Origin of the sequence: Vibrio sp. 10N.247.310.23 (assembly GCF_041467155.1) — a bacterium.
GTDB lineage: Bacteria > Pseudomonadota > Gammaproteobacteria > Enterobacterales > Vibrionaceae > Vibrio > Vibrio crassostreae_C.
Genome location: NZ_JBFSTZ010000010.1, coordinates 48,142 through 67,838 on the forward strand (window position 1 = coordinate 48,142; position 19,697 = coordinate 67,838).

Below are 19,697 nucleotides of genomic sequence, written 5' to 3' on the forward strand. Positions count from 1 at the left end.
TTGCCCATAAATCACTGAGAGCCTCAATGTAAACTTCTAATTTAAACGCTAGATTAATCTATGATTCAACCTTGTCGGCTTTGCCCGCCGCACCTGCGAGTTTGGATAACTGTTTATCTAGCCACAATGGCGTGCTACCCGAATCTTCCGCGTTCTCTTTTCTTCGTACCGCATCACGCACTATCATCGCACCTACCCAACGGAATGGCTCTGGCGGGAAGTGTCCTAATGGGCCTTTAGTTAAACCGCTTCGCGTCCAAGCATTGTCGATATCGAGCACCATTGCTGACAAAATCTTCCCGCCCATACGGGTTTGAGCAACGCCATTGCCTGAATAACCAAGCCCATAATAGATGTTGCCTTGGCCTTTTAGATTACCGAAAAATGGCAGACCGGTGACCGAACGATCTGAGCCTCCTGACCAGTTGTAATCGAATTCACTTTGTTCCAATTTAGGGAACAGTTTTTGAAACGATTGATTGAGAATCGGCAGGTAGTTGGTCGTTTGGTTAAACATGCTTTCAACTTGATTGGCAAACGAGAACTTATTACCGCCTTTGCCCAACATGAGTCGTCCGTCCTGGGTATCTCGGTAATAGTGGACAAAGATACGCGAATCTACCACCGCTGCCCCTTTCTCTGGACCAAACTGCTTGAGCTTTTCAGGAATAGGCTTGGTCACCACCATATCGGAAGAGACAACCACTATGCTGCGTTTGAACTCTTTAAAGTGATCGAGCATCCACGCATTGAGCGCTAAGATCACTTTATCGGAAGTTATCGTCCCACCCTTAGTTTGGACGCGAACTGGTGAGCCGTAATCAAGAGAAGTCATTTCTGTATTTTCGTAAATTTCGACACCCAATTCGATCGCAACGCGGCGTAAGCCTCTCGCCAATAACGCTGGCTGCACACTACCCGCAGCTTCTGAGTAGTAACCCTCAATGTGGCGATCAGATCCCGCTTTATCAGCCAAAGAATTGTCGCACTTCTTCCAGCTATTGATACCCTGCTTAACCAGCTCATTAACAACAGGCTCCATTCCACCCTTTTGCGCTTCATTGGTCGCCGTGTAGTAAGTACCGCTTCGATATAGATGCGCGTCAATCTTGTGTTCGTTACAGAAGGCTTCAATCTCGTATATAACCTTTTCCGATTCCTTAACCAACCATTTCGCTTGTTCTTTTCCGTAGAGCTTTTTCAGCGTCGGATACTTAGTTGACCACGTCAGCATGCAACCGCCGTTCGCACCAGAAGCACCGCTACCACATAGACCTTTTTCAATCACGACAACATGCTTTTCGGGTTGCTGTTGTTTGATTAAAATCGCCGTCCATAAACCCGTATAGCCACCGCCAACAATGGCGATATCACAGTTGACGTCTTTTTGGAGCGACTTCGCCGAATCTAGCCCCTCATTGATGTTGCCAAACTCTTGTTCTAACGCTTGCTTGAACCAATATGAGTAGTGCTTTGTCATTTGTTGTACCTTACTTAAAACCTAAAGGCGTAAAACTAAAAAAGGAAGACCGAAGCCTTCCTTTACTGATCTCTAACTTCTAATGAGCTGCATATCTAATGGACTACGTGTCTAATAAGCCATATATCTAATAAACCATGTGTCTAATAAGCTCGGTAGATAATTAACCAAGGAGCTCATGAACTAAAAAGCTCAGCAGATTAAGATTTTGGCTCTGATTTAGCGTCAAACTTCTCAGACCATGTTTTAAGAACGTCTGCACGTTCACTGCCCATGCGAGCGAAGTCCATTTTTGCCATGTTCTTTTCTACATTAGGGAAGTTCTCTGCTTTGCCTGTCACATCTTGGTGACCAACAACTGGGTACATTTCGATGTAAAGCTCATTTGCCGCTTTAGAAATAGACCAATCGATAACACGTTGTGCTGCATCAGAAGGCTTAACAAGGCCTACCGCTTCAGATTCCCAGCCGATGCCTTCAGGTGTAATCACTGAAAGTGGAGCGCCTTGAGTTTTCAGCTTAGCGCCACGGCTCGCCATAGAAATACCGATAGCGACTTCACCCATGCCCGCTTGAACACATGGCTTAGAACCTGAGTGCGTGTAGTGAGCAATATTTTGGTCTAGCTTCTGCATGTAGTTCCAACCTTGGTCTTCACCCATGTTTTGTAACCAAGCCGAAACCTGCATGTAGCCCGTACCAGAAGATGCTGGGTTTGGCATAGCAATGTGGCCTTTATAGATAGGCTTCGTTAGGTCATCCCAAGATTTAGGTGCAGGTAAGTTAAGTTGCTTAGCCACCACTTCGTTGAAACAAACTGCATTGAAGAATGCATCATTACCGTACCAAGCTTGAGTAGACTGTGGGTCGTTAAGGTTAGCGCGTAATGCTTCTACACCTTGAGGCATATAAGGTTTCAGGATGCCATCTTCTTTAAGCAGTGCCATTGAAGAACCAGCAAGTCCCCAAACTACCTCTGCACGCGGGTTGTTTTTTTCGGCCAATAATTTTGCCGTCATGATCCCAGTTGAATCACGTACCCACTTGATGTTGATGTCTGGGTTTTCACTTTCAAATGCGTTTTTGTACTTCGCTAAAATGTCAGTTTCAAAAGCGGTGTAAACCGTCACTTCCTGTGCTGCATAAGCATTACCAGCCAATAGAGTAACTAAAGCTGCAAGTGATCCTTTCATAAAACGGTTTTTCATCATTTTCTCCAGTCAGGCCCGATGCCAAGGTTAGGAATTTCCAAGGTTAAAGTTGTTAAGGCTAGAAGCTCCATCTAGAGGCTTCTATATCCATAAATTCATTTAGGTTGTTAACACACACCTTTGCATTGGTATGTACCAGATTTCGAGTATTAAGCTAACTGGCTTTTATGACGATTAAATGAACAAAAAATGGCAATTTAAAGATCGGAAAATTTCTCAACACAAGTGACAAATTTGAATATGAAGCTTTTGTGAAAATAACGTTTGGGCTATTTACGACCGTTTAAATTGGTTGTTAAAGTAATTGCAAATACTGGTATAGTCCAAAATACAAATCACGAGAATTGAACATGAGAAACGAATACTTACTGCTGACACCGGGCCCTTTATCTACTTCTGAAACCGTTCGCCAAGCGATGTTAAAAGATTGGTGTACTTGGGATGATGAATACAACAAAGACGTTGTTGAAGTGATTCGTAGCAAGCTAGTGACTTTAGCGACTAAGCAAGCGGGATATACAAGCGTATTAATGCAAGGTAGCGGCACCGCTTCAGTAGAAGCAACAATCGGTAGCGTTATCTCTAACAACGGTAAGCTTCTTGTTGTTGATAACGGTGCGTACGGCGCTCGTATTGCTCAAATCGCAGAATACTTAAACATTCCATGCCATGTCGTTTCCCCAGGTGAAACATCACAGCCTGACTTGAACGAAATGGAAACGGCATTGGCCATGGATTCAGACATTACTCACGTTGCGATTGTGCACTGTGAAACCACGACAGGCATGCTGAATCCAATTGAAGACATTGCCAAATTGGCAAAACAGCACAACAAAACCGTCATTCTCGATGCAATGTCGAGCTTTGGTGGCATCCCTATGGATATCGCTGACTTAGGTATCGATTACATGATCAGCTCTGCAAACAAGTGCGTCCAAGGTGTACCGGGCTTCGGCTTTGTTATTGCTAAGCAATCGGAACTGGCAAAGTGCAAAGGCCAAGCTCGTTCATTAAGCCTTGATCTGTTTGACCAATGGCACTGCATGGAAAGCAACCTCGGTAAATGGCGTTTTACCTCTCCGACGCATACAGTGCGTGCTTTCTATCAAGCTCTACTTGAATTGGAACAGGAAGGTGGTATCGAAGCTCGTCATAATCGCTACCAAACAAACCAAACCACACTGGTTGCAGGTATGCGCTCTCTTGGTTTTGAACCTCTGTTAAATGATGAACTTCATTCACCGATTATCACCTCTTTCTATTCTCCAACTCATAGCGATTACCAATTCAAGGAATTCTATGACCGTTTGAAAGAACAAGGTTTTGTGATTTACCCGGGCAAGGTTTCAAACGCCGACTGCTTCCGAATCGGTAACATCGGTGAAGTGTATCCGTCAGACATTGAAGCTCTAATTGACGCAATTAAGAATGCTATGTACTGGGACATCAAATAATGACGATGGCCAATCAAGATTCTGTTCTAAAGGCGACACACTTTCGAAGCGAAGGCGATGTGAACACCACGCCAGCGCGTGAGAAATGGAACGAGTCGCTAAACGATGATGCGACTCAAGCGATGTTAAAACGTGACTCTGACGTATTTCTTCATCAAGCGATGTCAACGCCTTGTCTAGACACACTTGAAGCAGCTGAAGGCATCTACATTCAAGATGCGACGGGCAAGAAGTACATGGACTTTCACGGTAACAATGTTCATCAATTGGGTTATGGCCATCCACATATCATTAATAAAGTGACTCAACAAATGGCTTCATTGCCGTTTTCACCACGTCGCTTTACCAATGAAACAGCCGTTCAATGCGCTGAAAAGCTGACACAGATCTGCGGTGGTGAGTTGAACCGCGTGTTGTTTGCACCGGGTGGTACTTCGGTTATCGGCATGGCACTCAAACTGGCTCGACATGTCACCAACAACTTCAAGGTCGTTTCACTGTGGGACTCATTCCATGGCGCGTCACTGGACGCAATTTCAGTGGGTGGTGAAGCTTGTTTCCGCGAAGGCATGGGCCCGTTAATGGCTGGCGTAGAACGCATTCCACCAGCCGTCTCTTATCGTGGCGCTTTCCCGTTTAACGAGAATAGCGCAGTCAATGCAAACGAAACTGCATGCGACGTTCACTATGCCGACTATTTAGAGTATGTGATTGAAAAAGAAGGTGGCATTGGAGCCTTCATTGCCGAAGCAGTGCGTAACACAGACGTTCAGGTTCCAAGCAAAGCTTACTGGAAGCGCATCCGTGAGATCTGCGATAAGCATAACGTCATGTTGATCATCGACGACATTCCAAACGGTATGGGTCGTAGTGGCGAATGGTTCACTCACCAGGCCTTTGATATCGAACCTGACATTCTTTGTATCGGTAAAGGTTTTGGCGGGGGCTTGGTTCCAATTGCAGCCATGGTCACTAAAGACAAATACAACACGGCAGCGCAAGTATCACTTGGTCACTACACCCACGAGAAAAGTCCTATTGGCTGCGCAGCGGCACTGGCTACGATGGAAGTGATTGAGCAAGAAAATCTACTTGAAAAAGTACAAGCGGACAGCGCATTCGTGCGTGAACAACTGCTTCAAATGAAAGAGAAATACCCAGTCATTGGTGACGTTCGCGGCATCGGTCTGCTTTGGGGAGTGGAATTGGTCACTGACCATATCACCAAAAACCGAGCGTTCGATGAAGCAGAAGCAGTACTTTACCAATGTCTGAACGATGGCCTGAGCTTTAAGGTTTCACAAGGTAACGTGATTCAATTGAGCCCACCATTGATCATCAGCCGTAGCGAGCTAGAAGTCGCTCTGTCTGTATTCGAAAAAGCGATAGCCAAAGTCTGCAAAGATTTTGAATACCTTTAATTCTCGAAATCAACATTTAAACCAATAACCTTAAACAACCATTTGTTTCCCAGAACTTTGAACTGGGAGTGACACAAAAATAGGACACTATTATGAACACGACATCACCTATCCAAGCGGTTATCTTTGACTGGGCCGGCACTATCGTTGATTTTGGGTCGTTTGCTCCAACTAGCATCTTCGTTGAAGCATTCAAACAAGGTTTCGACTTTGACATCGACTTAGCTGAAGCGCGTGAACCTATGGGGATCGGCAAATGGGACCACATCCAAGCAGTGGGTCGAATTCCAGCTGTTGACGCTCGTTGGAAGGCTCAGTTCGGACGCTCCATGACAAGTGAAGACGTTGACGCGATCTACGCGGCATTCATGCCTCTTCAAAAAGCGAAAGTAGCCGATCACGCAGCACCTATTTTGAATGCGATAGAAGTGGTCAATAACCTAAAAGAGAAGAACGTGAAGATCGGGTCTTGTTCAGGTTACCCACGTGAAGTGATGGATGTTTTAATTCCTGCTGCTGCAGATTACGGTTACCGACCAGATAACGTGGTAGCGACCGATGACTTACCTCAAGGTGGTCGCCCTGCTCCATTTATGGCACTGAAAAACGTAATCGATCTAGGTGTAACTAGCGTTGCTGCGTGTGTAAAAGTAGACGACGCAGCACCGGGGATCGATGAGGGTCACAACGCAGGCATGTGGACAGTTGGACTTGTATTATCGGGGAACGAAGCAGGCTTAACGTATCAAGAATATTTAGATGCAGACGAGACAACACTTACAGCTGCACGTGAAAAAGCAAGCGTTAGGCTAAACGAATCAAACCCGCACTACTTGATCGATACCATTGCAGACCTACCAGGCGTCATTGCAGATATTGAACAGCGTTTACTGGCAGGAGAGCGCCCATAAGCAAAAGCGAGATGTTCACGTGACGTAAAGTACGTGAAAAACATCTCTAATCGCTTTAATTCAAATCCCTATCCAATCATGTACTCATTCGAGTTATACATATTGGGTGGGGATTTTTGTTTTATAAGCATGATAAAGCGCAAGTTTTTTACTTATTACCCGTAGCGCCACTGGTAAATAGACGAGGCTAGGCTATAGCTTAAACATAAACATTCCAACAAATGATAAAATCAACAATAAAGGCATCTTAAATATATAATATTTAACAATTTCATTGACTCCAATACGCAATCAGATTAACAATATAAGTACTGAGAAAGAAACAGGTTCACCTGAACCAACACCTTGATTTACTTATTATAAGCAGTGTCGTAACCCAATAAGTGATCGTTTTACTGGTAAGTTCAGATAAAAATAAGAGTTAATCCAAGGAAAAAATTATGAAAAAACTGTCAAAAATCATGTGTGCTGTTGTAGCCGCTTCAGGCCTAGCAGCAGCGCCTTCTATTGCTGCAACGACTTACGTGGGTGCAAAAGTGGGCGTGGGCTGGCTAGACAGCGCATGCGTAAGCGGTGAAAAGTGTGATGATGATGCAATTGGTGCAGGCATCTACTCTGGCTACAATTTTAATGACAAGTTTGGTATTGAGCTAAGCTCAGACTTCCTTGGCGACTACAAGACAAGCTTTTCAAAGAACGGCACAACAGCTGCGTTCAGCGATCCACTGATCGCAATCTCGCTAACTCCAATGTACCGCCTAGCAGTACAACAAGAGTTTGACGTATTCTTTAAAGCAGGTCCTGCTTACATTTCACACGGTGGCGAGGATGACGTCGTTCTTTCTGCTGGTATCGGTGTAGAGAAGCAACTATCTTCTGATTGGGCATTACGTGTTGAATACCAATACTTTGATGATTTCGACGACAACTACGTTCAAGACCTGAACTCGAACCTACTATCAGTTGGTGTTAGCTACAACTTCGGTACTGGCAACACAACAGCATCAGCGGCGGCTGCAACAGCTTCTGCAGTAGCAGTGACTCAAGCGCCATCTGAGCCAATCACAGAACCAGCAGTTGTTGTTGAAGAGAAGACAACCGTGGTTGTTACTAAAGCGCAAACTGAGAGCTTCTCTCAAGGTATGTTTGAGACAAACAGTACTGAACTGTCTACAGATGGTAAAATTGCATTAATGCCATTAGTTGAAGTACTTAAAGCTCACCCTCAATCATCAGTTGATGTTGTTGGTCACACCGACTCAACAGGTGCAGCTGAGTATAATCTAATGATCTCTAAGAAACGTGCTGCTGCTGTAGCCGCATACATCGAAGAGCAAGGCATTGAAGCAGACCGTATTACAGCGTCAGGTGAAGGCGAAGAGAATCCAATTGCATCAAACGCTACAGCTGAAGGTCGTGCTCAAAACCGTCGTGTTGACGCAACGATCCCTGGTTTTGAATACCAAGAAGAAGTCAAAGTTGAAGAAGTTATCGTAGAAGCTGCTGAATAATAGCACTCTACCTTAGTTAAAATAATAAGGGCGGAGCACTTTAAAGTGCTCCGCCCTTTTCTTTGTCTGGCTATGCCTAAAAACCGTAAGCGATAAGCCGTAAGCCGTAAGCCGTAAAGATTAGCCTACCGCCAAGCTGTACAATCAGAAGACTAGACGATTTCCCAACTATGAGTCATCTCTACGCCAGCACCCAACATTAGACATACAGAACAGTACTTTTCTAATGAATCCGCACACACCTTAGCGACCTGCTCAGGATCAAGGTTGTCACCAGACACTTCAAAGTGAATGTTAATCGCAGTAAAGATTTTTGGCGCGGTTTCACGACGTGTAGTTTCAAGTTTCGCGTTACAGCCTGTAATGCTTTGACCAGCAGATTTCAATCCATCTACCACATCAACAGAGCTACAGCCACCAGCAGCCATTAACACCATTTCCATCGGGCTTGGCGCAGTAGCACCGCCGCTTCCATCCATAACAATAGAATGGCCTGATTGAGATTGACCGAGGAATTTAAAGCCTTCGACCCATTTAACTTCTGCTTGCATGTTGTTCCTTAGATGTACGAAAACGTCATCATTATTTGGTATTTTATATCAATGCCTACACCCTACTACTGGCGGCATTTATGAGCAAGATTTTCTATTTGAGATATTTTTTTCATGAATAGTGTAATTTTTTCCATCTAAAACCTGTCTCTATTCGTACATTCAAAATCGAATGAGAAAAACGTCAAGATGAGGTATCTATGAATAAATTATCTAAAATATTGGTATCACTCGTGGTTACACTACCACTGATTTCGCTGTTTGTAAGCCAGACTGGCACTGCCAATACAATGGATAAAACGGCTAGTTCAGGTAAAACTGAAATCGCGACACTGGCTGGTGGTTGTTTTTGGTGTACAGAATCCGATCTAGAAAAACTGACAGGCGTGACCGACGTTATCTCTGGATACTCTGGTGGTGAACTGGAAAACCCAACCTACAAACAGGTCTCTTCGGGTAAGTCAGGTCACATCGAAGTGATCAACGTGACCTATAACCCTGATGTGGTTAGCTACGAACAGGTTCTTGACCAATTCTTCCGACACATCGACCCAACCGATGACAAAGGTTCTTTTGTAGACCGAGGCCGTCATTATCGACCGGCTATTTTCTATCATAACCAAGCACAAAAAGATGTTGCTCAGAACTTCATGATGGAGATCGACAAAGCTAATATCTTTGGTGCACCACTAAAAACAGAACTGATAAAATTTGAGAAGTTCTGGCCAGCAGAAGATTACCACCAAGATTATTACAAGAAGAGTAAGGTTCGTTATAACTACTACCGCTATGCTTCTGGCCGCGATCAGTACCTAGATAAGATCTTCGGTGATGATAGAAAGGACAACCCTAAAACACTACGTCAGATCATCGACAGTAAGAATGCGACAGCGAATGCTAAAACATACGTAAAACCGTCTGATGCAGAGATCAAAGCGAAGCTTACAGCACTTCAATACGATGTAACGCAAGAAGACGCTACTGAGCGCCCATTTGACAACAAATACTGGGATAACAAGCAAGAAGGTATTTACGTTGATATCGTAACTGGGGAGCCATTGTTCTCTTCAAAAGACAAATACAAGTCAGGCACAGGCTGGCCGAGCTTTACACAGCCAATCAGCGAGGCTTATGTCGTCACAACTACTGACTACAAACTGCTTTACCCAAGAACAGAGGTTCGCAGTAAGTTTGGTGATTCTCACTTGGGACATGTATTTAAAGATGGTCCAAAACCAACAGGCTTACGTTACTGCATGAACTCAGCCGCAATGCGCTTTATCCCAGCGGATAAATTAGCAGAAGAAGGCTATGAGGAATACGTTGAGATGTTTGAGGGCTAAGCATTCAGCATTTAACGAACAGCCTATAACAACAAAGCCAGCATATCGCTGGCTTTGTTTTTATTTACAGAGCTTTATTTATCAGCCCGTGAACCTAATTAACCAGTCAACACCGTGTCTTCTGGATATTTCAACAAGGAAGGTTCTGGGCGAGCTAGCATATAAGCCAAGGTCAGGGGGCCGATACGTCCAATCACCATAACAACAATCATGATGTATTTACCTGGCTCAGTCAGGTTCGCGGTTAAGCCAGCGGTTAAGCCAACCGTTGCAAAGGCTGAAATCACCTCAAACATGACTCGATCAAACGCTGCCTTTTCAGTAAGCATTAACAAAAACATCGCGGTGGTTAATAACGCCCCACTTACCACAATAATGGCCAATGACTTTGTTACCGCTTGCCAAGTCACAGTGCGCTTAAACATCACCACGTGCTTTTTCTGACGGAGGAAGGTCCACGTTGCGACAAAGGCTACTGCAAAGGTCGAAACCTTAATACCACCACCTGTTGAGGTAGAACCTGCACCAATCAACATCAGTACAATCATTACCAGCAACGCAGGCTGTGTGTACTGAGACAAATCCACACTATTAAAGCCAGCAGTACGAGCACTTGCCGACTGAAAAAATGCGGCTAGCCACTGTCCTTGAGTCGATAACCCTTCCATGGTTGCTGAGTTATTTCTTTCTAGCAGCCAGAACAATACCGTACCTACCAACAATAGAGTCGGAGTGGCGGTTAGCATAATCTTGGTGTGTAAATGAAGATGTCGAAAACCTTTACGCCAGTTACTCGATAGGTCGCCGACGACTGTGAAGCCTAGCCCACCGAAAATAAACAAGCCAGCTAAGGTGAAGATCACCAGCGGATCATCAACAAAACTCATCATACTGTCTGAAAACAGTGCAAAACCTGCGTTATTGAATGCAGATATCGCATGAAATAGAGCATAAAAACTGCCCGTTGACCATCCCATCTCAGGTACCCAGCGGAAGCAGAGCAATACAAAACCGATAAATTCAGCCACTAATGCAAAGATGATGATCTTCTTAACCAATTTACGAAGGTTAATCTTACGATCTTGGCCAAGCGCTTCTTTCGCGAGTGCTTGTTGTTTAAGGCTTAACCTAACACCGAACATGTAAAGCAGTACCGCAGATAGAGTCATCTGCCCTAACCCGCCGACTTGCATCAAGAACATCAGTAAGATTTTACCCGCCAAGGTGAAATGCTCACCGGTATCGACAACACCTAATCCTGTCACACTGATCGCCGAGGTTGCTGTAAACAGTGCATCCGTAAAACTTAGGCCTGTCACAGAGAATACAGGCATCGTCAACAATATTGCAGAGGGGATAAGTACGCCTAAGAAGCTCGTAAGGATAATCTTAGGTTCAGAGCCTTTACGTGGCTTTTTATCACTCTTAAGCGTGTAGAAAGTACCTTTTCGTTTTAACGAATTCATACTGTTACCTTATTGCCAATTACCAATTGCGTAGCTTTCTAGATAAGGTCTCTTTCGGCCCAGCGATGATCACCACATCCCCAATTTCTAAACTCACATCCAATTCTGGTGCTTTAGTGAGGTTCGGCCCTCGCTTGAAGCCAAGTACCTCAACACCATTTTCTTTACACAGCTTAAGATCGCCAAGTTTCTTACCCAACAGTTTAGAACCAATAACAATCTCCGTCATCGCTAAGCCACTGCCAAGGTCGATAAATTCGAGAACGCGTCTATCCAACATTTTACGCGCAACACGAATGCCCATATCTCGTTCAGGCATGATGATATGGTCAGCACCAATCTTAGAGAGAATCTTGCCGTGAAACTTATCGTTCGCCTTAACCCAGACTGCTTTTGCTCCAGATTCTTTCACCACCAAAGTCGTTAGAATGCTTGAGTTAACGTCAGAGCCTATCGACACCATCACCATATCGTAATCATCGAGTCTTAACTCTTTCACCGTCTCTTCGCTCGTGCAGTTCGCAACAATCGCTTGTGAAACAAAAGCCGCTGCTTCTTTCACTCGCTCTTCATCAATATCGACGGCCAGTACCTGTGCCCCTGAACTTTGTAGCTCTTTGCAAACAGACAGACCAAATCGCCCTAAACCGATAACTGCATATTGTTTGTCGCTCATTTGAAATCCTGTTTAGAAATTTTAATTACACGGGATAGCCAAACCTACATTAGTTTCTATCTCAAAAAAAGTTAGTTCTGCAAGAATAAGGTTATACTATTGTCATAATCGCTTGATTTATAAAGGTAGAGAACAACTCGAGTTTCTGCTAATTTCCAATTCATAATTTCTGCGGCAGCACACACAATGAATGAATTCATAACCCAAGTACAAACCTACATCAACCAGAGCCATAGTGATTGGGCAAACAGCGTCCTATGCATCACTATTGCGAGTTTTCTCGCTTGGGTAGCTTGGCGAATTATCCATAATCGCTTGGAAGTTCTGGTACAGAGAACCCACTTTCACTGGGATGACCTACTACTAGAGGCACTGAAAACCCCTGTCAGTACGTTACTTTGGTGTTGGCCAGCGACCGTATCTATCGGGTTGATTCTTCAAGATCAGTTTGGCAATGAAATCAACTGGTTAAAAACTCTCAAGCACATATTGATCATATGTACCTTCGTTTGGTTCACCTTACGAATGATCACCAATGCTGAAGCATACGTCTTAGAGCAAAAAAACAGGGATGAGACAACTGTACAGGCGATTGCAAAAGTAGCTCGTCTGTTCTTTATGGTCATGGGCGGCCTGACAATCATGCAAGCGTTTGGACTCAGCCTATCAGGCTTACTCACCTTTGGTGGTGTTGGTGGCTTGATCGTCGGTTTAGCGGCTAAGGACTTACTGTCGAATTTCTTCGGTGGCATGATGATTTACTTCGACCGCCCTTTTAAAGTCGGTGATTGGATACGTTCTCCCGATCGTCAAATCGAAGGCACTGTCGAACGCATTGGTTGGCGCATGACGATCATCCGCACTTTTGATAAGCGTCCTTTGTACGTGCCAAATTCGGTGTTCAGTAGTATTGTGGTAGAGAATCCATCGAGAATGTTGAATCGTAGAATCAATGAAACCTTTGGTCTTCGTTATCAAGATGCAGACAAATTGGCGCTCATTGTTGATGATGTAAGAACCATGCTCGAGACCCACCCAGATATTGATGCCAAACAGACGTTGATCGTTAACTTTGACAAATTTGGGCCATCAACGCTCAACTTCTTTATCTATACCTTCACAAAAACAGTCAACTGGATCAGGTACCACAAAGTGAAGCAAGACGTTCTGTTACAGGTTCTGGCGATTATTCATAAACACAATGCAGACATCGCGTTCCCAACACAGACACTCAAGATTGACCCTCAAGACTTTTCTAATGTTCAAGATCATAACAGCGTTCAAAGCCTAGGTGATAATCAGAATATTAGCGATCCCAAAGACATGTTGAACTCCCCTACGGAAGGTCATCGATAGTCATATCCTTCTTGGTTATCGATAAGTAATAAGCGTGAAGCGTGGTAATATGATGGCAGTATTCTAATGCACCTAATTACCACGCTATGATTTTACCTGTCATTCTAGCCGGCGGCTCCGGAAGTCGTCTCTGGCCACTGTCTCGCGAGCTTTACCCTAAGCAATTTCTCAATATTGCCGGCGACCAGTCAATGCTTCAGCACACACTTCAACGCCTGCAAGGCCTTGAAGAGCACTTGATGGATAGTAAATGCGATGCCCCATTCATTATCTGTAATGAAGAGCATCGCTTTATTGCCGCTGAACAAGCTCGATCAGCTAACATTCAACATAGTGGTATTCTGCTAGAGCCAGTCGGTAGAAATACAGCCCCAGCCATTGCGCTTGCCGCCCTAAAGGCTTTAAGTAAACCACCGCTTAATGAACAAAGCGCATCCGACCCTATCTTGTTAGTGCTGGCTGCTGATCATCACATCGCGAAAACCTCTGAATTCCAACAAGCGATTAGTCGTGGTGTTGATTATGCAAAACAAGGCAAGCTGGTGACATTCGGTATAACACCTAGCTCCCCAGAGACTGGCTATGGCTATATCAAGCAGGGAGAGCCTCTTTCCTCCAGTGCTCAAACTGATACTAATGGAACAGAGCAGCCAATCAATCACGCCTTCGCCATAGAATGCTTTGTAGAAAAGCCAGACACAGCAACAGCAGAAGAGTACATCCGCTCAGGACAATACTTATGGAACAGTGGCATGTTCATGTTTAAGGCATCACGCTATGTTGAAGAACTCGCCGAACACCACCCTGAGATAGTAGCGGCTTGTAAACTCGCTCTTGCAACGCAAAATACCGACCTCGACTTTATCCGTATAGACGCTGAAGCATTCAAAAGCAGTCCAAGTGATTCAATCGATTACGCCGTGATGGAAAAGACCTCGCACGCCGCGGTGATCCCGATGGATGTCGGCTGGAACGATATTGGCTCATGGTCCGCGATCTGGGATGTAAGCGAAAAAGATCAGCACAATAACGTCATTGAAGGTGATGTGTTAACCGTCGACTCTCAACACAACTACATCCATGCTGAAAATAAGCTGGTTGCGACGGTAGGTGTCGACAACCTGATTATTGTCGAAACCAAAGACGCTATATTGGTTGCAAATAAAGACAAGGTTCAGGGTGTTAAATCGATTGTCAGTCAACTAAATCAAGCGGGTCGCACAGAACATGTGCATCATCGTGAGGTGTTTAGACCTTGGGGTAAATACGATGTTATCGACCTAGGCAAGCGCGACAAAGTTAAACGTATCACCGTTAAACCCGGTCACAAGTTGTCGTTACAAATGCACCACCATAGAGCGGAACATTGGGTAGTCGTGGCGGGTACTGCGAAAGTGACCAACAATGAGAAAACCTATCTGGTTGAAGAAGATCAATCCACTTACATCCCTTTAGGTCATATTCACAGCCTAGAGAACCCAGGGGATCTCCCACTCGAGATGATTGAAGTACAAACAGGCAGTCATTTAAGTGAAGGCGACATCATTCGATATCAAGACAGTTATAGGCGAGACGTGCGCAAGCAACAAGTCCAATCATCAAAGCACAACCAAACGAAATAAAGCAGCGACAAATCGATGAAACCAACATTAGACCTAAACTGCTTTAAGAACAACGATATCCGCGGCGTCATTGGTAAACAAATCAATGAGCCACTCGCCTACCTGCTCGGTAAGGCATTTGGCGAATACGTCCTATCCGCTAAGCCTGAAACCTCACTCGATGGTTTGGCGCAGGTAGTGATTGGTCGTGATAACCGCAAAACCTCCCTGTCATTACAAGAAGCCATGACCAAAGGCTTAATCGAGTCAGGGATTACCGTCATTGATCTAGGTATGACTGGCACTGAAGAGGTCTACTTTGCGACTCGTTACCTAAAAGCGATTGGCGGAATACAAATCACAGCCAGCCACAACCCAATCAATTACAACGGCATGAAAATGGTCGGTGTAGACGCTAGCCCTATCAGTAAAAACAGTGGTTTAGATGAAATCAAACGACGCATTGAAGAACTTAATCAAGAGCTGAACTGCAATTTACCGTTCGTTCATGCACAACCAAGTAACTCTAGTAGATCGAACAGTATTCTTGCTCCGTACGTCGAGCACCTACTCTCGTACATAACCCCATCAAAGCTGTCACCGATGAAGATTGTGGTTAATGCTGGGAACGGTGTTGCAGGACATATCATTGATGCTTTAGATAATAAATTTAACGAACTCGGTGTCCCTATCACCTTCATCAAAGTTCATCATAACCCTGATGGAAACTTCCCAAATGGTATTCCAAACCCTTTGATTAGAGAGAACCAAGCAGCCACTCGAGATGCCGTTTTAGAGCATTCTGCCAACCTTGGAATTGCTTGGGATGGAGACTTCGACCGATGCTTTTTCTTTGATGAGCAAGGCAATTACATCGAGGGTTATTACATTGTAGGGTTGCTTGCTGAAGCATTCTTGGTCAAACAGCCTAACACGACTGTATTGCACGATATGCGCATGACCTGGAACACAATTGAAATCGCAAAAACGCATGGTGGAAAAGCGATTGGAATTAAAGCAGGACACGCACTGATCAAAGAGAAGATGCGTGAAACGAATGCCGTCTATGGGGGCGAAATGAGCGCACACCATTATTTTCGTGATTTTGGATATTGCGATTCAGGCATGATTCCTTGGCTATTGGTTATCGAGCTGATGTCGAAAACTCAACAATCTCTTCACCAATTAACGAGTACTAGTATAGATAGATTCCCCTCTTCCGGGGAGATCAATCGAAGAGTCTCAGACCCAGAGCAGGTCATGGCTTGCGTGTTATCGCACTACCAAGATCATGCCGTTGAGATCGATCACACAGACGGAATCAGCATGAATATGGGCTCATGGCGCTTCAACTTAAGAAAGTCCAATACCGAGCCATTAATACGCCTTAACGTTGAAACCAAACAAGATAAAGCTTTACTGTCACTTAAAGTCGACGAGTTACTGTCTTTTCTCATTTAAGAATACAGACACTTCCAGTTTTCAACTAAGATCCACAAAAAAGCCCTTATTAGCTGTTGCTAACTAAGGGCTTTGAATTTTCAGTAGCTTAATCGCTGACTGTAATTAGTCTATTTGTTACGACGAGCTTCAACAGCGTCTGCCAGCTGGCGAAGTACTGTTTCAGTGTCTTCCCAACCAATACACGCATCAGTAACAGATTGGCCGTACGTTGCAGCTTTGCCCTCAACCAGGTCTTGGCGACCTTCAACAAGATGAGATTCAATCATCACACCAAAGATAGCTTTGTCGCCACCAGAAATTTGTGCGCTTACGTCATCAGATACGTTCATTTGACGCTTAAACTGCTTAGAGCTGTTTGCGTGGCTGAAATCGATCATCACTTTTTGTGGAAGACCAGAAGCTGCTAGCTCTTCTTTAATCTTACCAACGTGTTCTGCGCTGTAATTTGGCTCTTTGCCACCACGTAGGATGATATGACAATCAGGGTTACCTGCTGTTTCAACGATAGCTGAGTGACCGTACTTAGTTACTGATAAGAAGTGGTGAGAAGCGCTAGCAGAGCGAATAGCATCTGTTGCAATCTTGATGTTGCCATCAGTACCATTCTTAAATCCAACTGGGCAAGATAGGCCAGAAGCCAGTTCGCGGTGAACTTGAGATTCTGTAGTACGTGCGCCGATTGCACCCCAGCTGATTAGGTCAGCAACGTATTGAGGCGTGATCATGTCTAGGAATTCGCTTGCCGTTGGCATGCCCATGTCAGTTAGGTCCAGCAGTAGCTTACGTCCTAGACGAAGGCCATCATTTAGCTTGAACGTATCGTTCATGTACGGGTCATTTATTAGACCTTTCCAACCAACAGTTGTACGTGGTTTTTCAAAGTAAACACGCATTACGATTTCAAGGTTATCACCCAGTTCGTCGCGCAACACTTTCAAACGTTTACCGTACTCAAGAGCAGCTTCTGTGTCATGAATAGAACATGGGCCGACAATAACAAGCAAGCGATCATCGCTCTCTTCTAAAATATTGTGGATCGCTTTGCGGCTTTCAAAGGTTGTAGAAGAAGCAACTTCTGTCGCTGGAAACTTTTCTAAAACAGCAACAGGGGGTAATAACTCTTTTACTTTGTTAATTCTTACATCATCAGTCTGGAACATTGCTTACTTCTTCCTTTTTTCTATCCTTGAGCTGAATGTACGTTGTCTCACGTCACTTTCTATCAGCACTAATCTTCTTGTTCCCTGTAACTTAACTAGTAAAAACTCTAGTTTCAATCACTAATTAAAAATAAACGCAATTTTTTTTGTGTTTTATATTTAAAACACCCTGTATACCATTATTTACACGCTATCGATTGCGTATTTTATAGCAAGGTAAGAAGAGCCATTCTTCAAGCTACATCATGCATGTAAAATTGTGTCGAACTCAAAAACAAAAAAGCTCACGTGATCAGCGTGAGCTTTTATTTAATTACATTCTTTTCAATGGCTTGACGACACTATCAAGCCCTTCAATTTTCAGAGCAAGGCACAGTTTCAATAAATCGCCGAGTTCACCAGACGGGAATCCCTTTTTATCAAACCACAGCAAATATTCTTCAGGTAAGTCAATCAGTGTACGACCCGCGTACTTTCCAAATGGCATCTGCATTCGAGCCAACTTAATCAGGTTCTCTTTCTCTAGCATTATTCGGTCTTTACTATGCGTCATCTATGTTGTGTAGAGTATCACCTAAACGTTCAACCCAATAGTTGATCGCGTCTTTGGCATCATCCAGCGAATCAATCATGGTTGAAAAATCTTTGTTACCCGCTTCACGGTCGATGGCTGCAAACAGTGGTGTGCCCTCTTGAGCATCACTGACCAATAACTCTACACTCGCACTCCCAACATTGGTGTGCTCACCAGTCGTGACCTTAGATATGGTTGACATCGCAAGGCCAAACGGCAGAACGCTGCTCGTTACAGCTAAGATCGGATTGGGCGTTTCAACGTTACTCAGAGCGATACTCAAGCGGAGCGTTTTTCCTGTCGGTTCATCGACAATCGTTTTATGAGGCGATATTTTATCTTCCAAGCGCGCAACCATGTGCTCAGTGAGTTCCTGAATCTCTTCCTGATCCAACGAACCTTCTTCTGCTAAAACAAAAATTTGGTCGATCACTACAGAATCGTAGTCATCTAACTTGGATTTCAAACGCTGCGCGTCACGTAGCCCAACCCTTGCCCAAACCAAGTCGACGCCTCCGTCAGGCCCAGCCTGAAAATCTTCGTAGCTGGTAAATTTAGTAGCGGTTCTAATTGGGCCGCCTGCACAACCAAGCAAGAAAATGCTGGTTGCAACAAGCAAAAGGACTTTTAAAGGGTTCATAACGCACTTAGTCAAAATTAAGGAATCTAATTAAGTATGACATACCCTATGTGAAAAGGTTGTAGAAAAAGGGGGTTAAAAATCAGAGCTAACTCTAAAATTAGTCATGTTGAACAGTGTGTGCGTACTCTACAATTACCTGATTTCCTTCAATATAAGCATTTTGGATCTCACCATCAACACTCATTCTACTTTTCAGGTAGACCACTTTAGGGCCCGATTCATTACCCTCTTTTAGCGAAGGGAATACATTCCTTGGTTCCAAATGAAGTAAACGACAAAAGTGACTAATGAAAGACATGGTTAATGGCGTCTCCCCTCTTAGCACTCTTGAGAAATCAAGCTGGTTCATGCCTAGCTTTTTTGAAAACTCCATCTGCGTAATTCGCATTCTCGATTTTTGTGACATCCACGTTTGATACAACGCGTCTCTGTCTAGTTCTGTGAATTCCATACCGACTCCTTTATATAATTCATACCAATCAATTGTCCGTTTTTTCATACATAGCGTGTCAGGGTTCGGTTAGTGGAAACCAAAGGTTTGGTTTTGATATGCGCACAATTGTTGTACAGAGCGAAGCGAAACAACCCAAATTCATTCACTAAAACGATTAGAGCAAATGCTTTCTTTATTTATATCAATAATTTATACGTTAACGAACTAAACATATAGCAAGTTAATTTGTATCAAGAATTAAAAGTTCGAGATTGGCATTCCACATTTCAATCGATTGATTCGCATTTATAAAACTGGTTGGCTACATTTCGATTGCTCAAACGCACTTCTGGCAAACTATTTGAAAGAATAAGACGCAAAGCCACCGGTCTGTCGACAAATATTCTGTCTATGATAGCGGGGCCGCCACTTAATAGAATTT

At 44.1% G+C, this 19,697-nt stretch carries 17 protein-coding genes and 1 riboswitch; of the genes, 8 read left to right on the forward strand and 9 right to left on the reverse strand.

Annotated elements, in window-relative coordinates:
* Positions 1 to 58: 58 nt before the first annotated feature.
* Positions 59 to 1,480 (reverse strand): FAD-dependent oxidoreductase, encoded by a 1,422-nt coding sequence (locus tag AB6D93_RS09660; RefSeq protein ID WP_102332030.1) that lies wholly within the window; start codon positions 1,478 to 1,480, stop codon positions 59 to 61.
* A gap of 200 nt (positions 1,481 to 1,680) precedes the next feature.
* Positions 1,681 to 2,691, reverse strand: a complete 1,011-nt coding sequence (locus AB6D93_RS09665) for a putative 2-aminoethylphosphonate ABC transporter substrate-binding protein (RefSeq protein WP_102332029.1) — start codon at positions 2,689 to 2,691, stop codon at positions 1,681 to 1,683.
* 350 nt (positions 2,692 to 3,041) lie between these two features.
* On the opposite strand from AB6D93_RS09665, the gene phnW reads away from it, so the two are divergent.
* The 4 genes from phnW (at position 3,042) to AB6D93_RS09685 (ending at position 7,988) form a co-directional block, all read left to right on the forward strand.
* The gene (gene phnW, locus AB6D93_RS09670) at positions 3,042 to 4,145 is read left to right on the forward strand and encodes a 2-aminoethylphosphonate--pyruvate transaminase (protein ID WP_102332028.1); all 1,104 of its coding nucleotides are present in this window, start codon (positions 3,042 to 3,044) and stop codon (positions 4,143 to 4,145) included.
* Positions 4,145 to 5,566 carry an aspartate aminotransferase family protein gene (locus tag AB6D93_RS09675; RefSeq protein ID WP_102332027.1) on the forward strand — a complete coding sequence of 474 codons (1,422 nt, stop codon included), beginning with the start codon at positions 4,145 to 4,147 and terminating at the stop codon, positions 5,564 to 5,566. The genes phnW and AB6D93_RS09675 overlap by 1 nt, the downstream gene beginning before the upstream one ends.
* A gap of 92 nt (positions 5,567 to 5,658) precedes the next feature.
* On the forward strand, positions 5,659 to 6,477 hold the full coding sequence (gene phnX / locus AB6D93_RS09680; RefSeq protein ID WP_102332026.1) for a phosphonoacetaldehyde hydrolase: 819 nt from the start codon (positions 5,659 to 5,661) through the stop codon (positions 6,475 to 6,477).
* Between the two features lie 440 nt (positions 6,478 to 6,917).
* Positions 6,918 to 7,988: an OmpA family protein gene (locus AB6D93_RS09685; RefSeq protein WP_017064823.1), complete on the forward strand. Its 1,071-nt coding sequence runs from the start codon at positions 6,918 to 6,920 to the stop codon at positions 7,986 to 7,988.
* Positions 7,989 to 8,140: 152 nt separating this feature from the next.
* Here the strand turns inward: AB6D93_RS09685 and AB6D93_RS09690 are convergent, their stop codons facing one another.
* Positions 8,141 to 8,539 (reverse strand): OsmC family protein, encoded by a 399-nt coding sequence (locus AB6D93_RS09690; protein WP_102332025.1) that lies wholly within the window; start codon positions 8,537 to 8,539, stop codon positions 8,141 to 8,143.
* 200 nt (positions 8,540 to 8,739) lie between these two features.
* Between AB6D93_RS09690 and msrB the strand changes: the two genes are divergently transcribed.
* Positions 8,740 to 9,882, forward strand: coding sequence for a peptide-methionine (R)-S-oxide reductase MsrB (gene msrB, locus AB6D93_RS09695; RefSeq protein ID WP_102332024.1), 1,143 nt, complete (start codon positions 8,740 to 8,742; stop codon positions 9,880 to 9,882).
* Positions 9,883 to 9,980: 98 nt separating this feature from the next.
* Here msrB and AB6D93_RS09700 read toward each other — a convergent pair whose 3' ends face one another.
* Together AB6D93_RS09700 and AB6D93_RS09705 are read right to left on the reverse strand one after the other, a co-directional pair.
* Complete coding sequence (locus AB6D93_RS09700) at positions 9,981 to 11,348, reverse strand: TrkH family potassium uptake protein (RefSeq protein ID WP_017065604.1); 1,368 nt, start codon at positions 11,346 to 11,348, stop codon at positions 9,981 to 9,983.
* A gap of 19 nt (positions 11,349 to 11,367) precedes the next feature.
* Complete coding sequence (locus AB6D93_RS09705; RefSeq protein WP_019820412.1) at positions 11,368 to 12,024, reverse strand: TrkA family potassium uptake protein; 657 nt, start codon at positions 12,022 to 12,024, stop codon at positions 11,368 to 11,370.
* A 186-nt stretch (positions 12,025 to 12,210) separates the two neighbouring features.
* On the opposite strand from AB6D93_RS09705, the gene AB6D93_RS09710 reads away from it, so the two are divergent.
* The 3 genes from AB6D93_RS09710 (at position 12,211) to AB6D93_RS09720 (ending at position 16,442) form a co-directional block, all read left to right on the forward strand.
* Complete coding sequence (locus AB6D93_RS09710; protein WP_065585022.1) at positions 12,211 to 13,380, forward strand: mechanosensitive ion channel family protein; 1,170 nt, start codon at positions 12,211 to 12,213, stop codon at positions 13,378 to 13,380.
* Between the two features lie 86 nt (positions 13,381 to 13,466).
* On the forward strand, positions 13,467 to 15,002 hold the full coding sequence (locus AB6D93_RS09715) for a mannose-1-phosphate guanylyltransferase/mannose-6-phosphate isomerase (RefSeq protein ID WP_102332023.1): 1,536 nt from the start codon (positions 13,467 to 13,469) through the stop codon (positions 15,000 to 15,002).
* Positions 15,003 to 15,017: 15 nt separating this feature from the next.
* A complete protein-coding gene (locus tag AB6D93_RS09720; protein WP_102332022.1) occupies positions 15,018 to 16,442 on the forward strand; it encodes a phosphomannomutase CpsG in 1,425 nt (474 codons plus the stop codon).
* Between the two features lie 110 nt (positions 16,443 to 16,552).
* On the opposite strand, the gene aroG is transcribed toward AB6D93_RS09720, so the two are convergent.
* The 4 genes from aroG to AB6D93_RS09740 form a co-directional block, all read right to left on the reverse strand.
* Entirely contained in the window at positions 16,553 to 17,605 is a 1,053-nt protein-coding gene (gene aroG / locus AB6D93_RS09725) for a 3-deoxy-7-phosphoheptulonate synthase AroG (RefSeq protein WP_017061746.1), read from the reverse strand.
* Positions 17,606 to 17,918: 313 nt separating this feature from the next.
* Positions 17,919 to 18,134: a DUF3820 family protein gene (locus AB6D93_RS09730; protein WP_004730103.1), complete on the reverse strand. Its 216-nt coding sequence runs from the start codon at positions 18,132 to 18,134 to the stop codon at positions 17,919 to 17,921.
* Between the two features lie 13 nt (positions 18,135 to 18,147).
* Positions 18,148 to 18,819, reverse strand: a complete 672-nt coding sequence (locus tag AB6D93_RS09735) for a DUF3313 domain-containing protein (protein ID WP_102332021.1) — start codon at positions 18,817 to 18,819, stop codon at positions 18,148 to 18,150.
* A gap of 100 nt (positions 18,820 to 18,919) precedes the next feature.
* Positions 18,920 to 19,273, reverse strand: a complete 354-nt coding sequence (locus AB6D93_RS09740) for a hypothetical protein (protein ID WP_017061749.1) — start codon at positions 19,271 to 19,273, stop codon at positions 18,920 to 18,922.
* 323 nt (positions 19,274 to 19,596) lie between these two features.
* Positions 19,597 to 19,686, forward strand: a riboswitch (cyclic di-GMP riboswitch).
* Positions 19,687 to 19,697 lie beyond the last annotated feature (11 nt).

Bases quoted from the DNA above. Each gene is read 5' to 3' on its own strand.
- AB6D93_RS09660 (WP_102332030.1), bottom strand. From the start codon at position 1,480: ATGACAAAGCACTACTCATATTGGTTCAAGCAAGCGTTAGAACAAGAG.
- AB6D93_RS09665 (WP_102332029.1), bottom strand. From the start codon at position 2,691: ATGATGAAAAACCGTTTTATGAAAGGATCACTTGCAGCTTTAGTTACT.
- phnW (WP_102332028.1), top strand. From the start codon at position 3,042: ATGAGAAACGAATACTTACTGCTGACACCGGGCCCTTTATCTACTTCT.
- AB6D93_RS09675 (WP_102332027.1), top strand. From the start codon at position 4,145: ATGACGATGGCCAATCAAGATTCTGTTCTAAAGGCGACACACTTTCGA.
- phnX (WP_102332026.1), top strand. From the start codon at position 5,659: ATGAACACGACATCACCTATCCAAGCGGTTATCTTTGACTGGGCCGGC.
- AB6D93_RS09685 (WP_017064823.1), top strand. From the start codon at position 6,918: ATGAAAAAACTGTCAAAAATCATGTGTGCTGTTGTAGCCGCTTCAGGC.
- AB6D93_RS09690 (WP_102332025.1), bottom strand. From the start codon at position 8,539: ATGCAAGCAGAAGTTAAATGGGTCGAAGGCTTTAAATTCCTCGGTCAA.
- msrB (WP_102332024.1), top strand. From the start codon at position 8,740: ATGAATAAATTATCTAAAATATTGGTATCACTCGTGGTTACACTACCA.
- AB6D93_RS09700 (WP_017065604.1), bottom strand. From the start codon at position 11,348: ATGAATTCGTTAAAACGAAAAGGTACTTTCTACACGCTTAAGAGTGAT.
- AB6D93_RS09705 (WP_019820412.1), bottom strand. From the start codon at position 12,024: ATGAGCGACAAACAATATGCAGTTATCGGTTTAGGGCGATTTGGTCTG.
- AB6D93_RS09710 (WP_065585022.1), top strand. From the start codon at position 12,211: ATGAATGAATTCATAACCCAAGTACAAACCTACATCAACCAGAGCCAT.
- AB6D93_RS09715 (WP_102332023.1), top strand. From the start codon at position 13,467: ATGATTTTACCTGTCATTCTAGCCGGCGGCTCCGGAAGTCGTCTCTGG.
- AB6D93_RS09720 (WP_102332022.1), top strand. From the start codon at position 15,018: ATGAAACCAACATTAGACCTAAACTGCTTTAAGAACAACGATATCCGC.
- aroG (WP_017061746.1), bottom strand. From the start codon at position 17,605: ATGTTCCAGACTGATGATGTAAGAATTAACAAAGTAAAAGAGTTATTA.
- AB6D93_RS09730 (WP_004730103.1), bottom strand. From the start codon at position 18,134: ATGCTAGAGAAAGAGAACCTGATTAAGTTGGCTCGAATGCAGATGCCA.
- AB6D93_RS09735 (WP_102332021.1), bottom strand. From the start codon at position 18,819: ATGAACCCTTTAAAAGTCCTTTTGCTTGTTGCAACCAGCATTTTCTTG.
- AB6D93_RS09740 (WP_017061749.1), bottom strand. From the start codon at position 19,273: ATGGAATTCACAGAACTAGACAGAGACGCGTTGTATCAAACGTGGATG.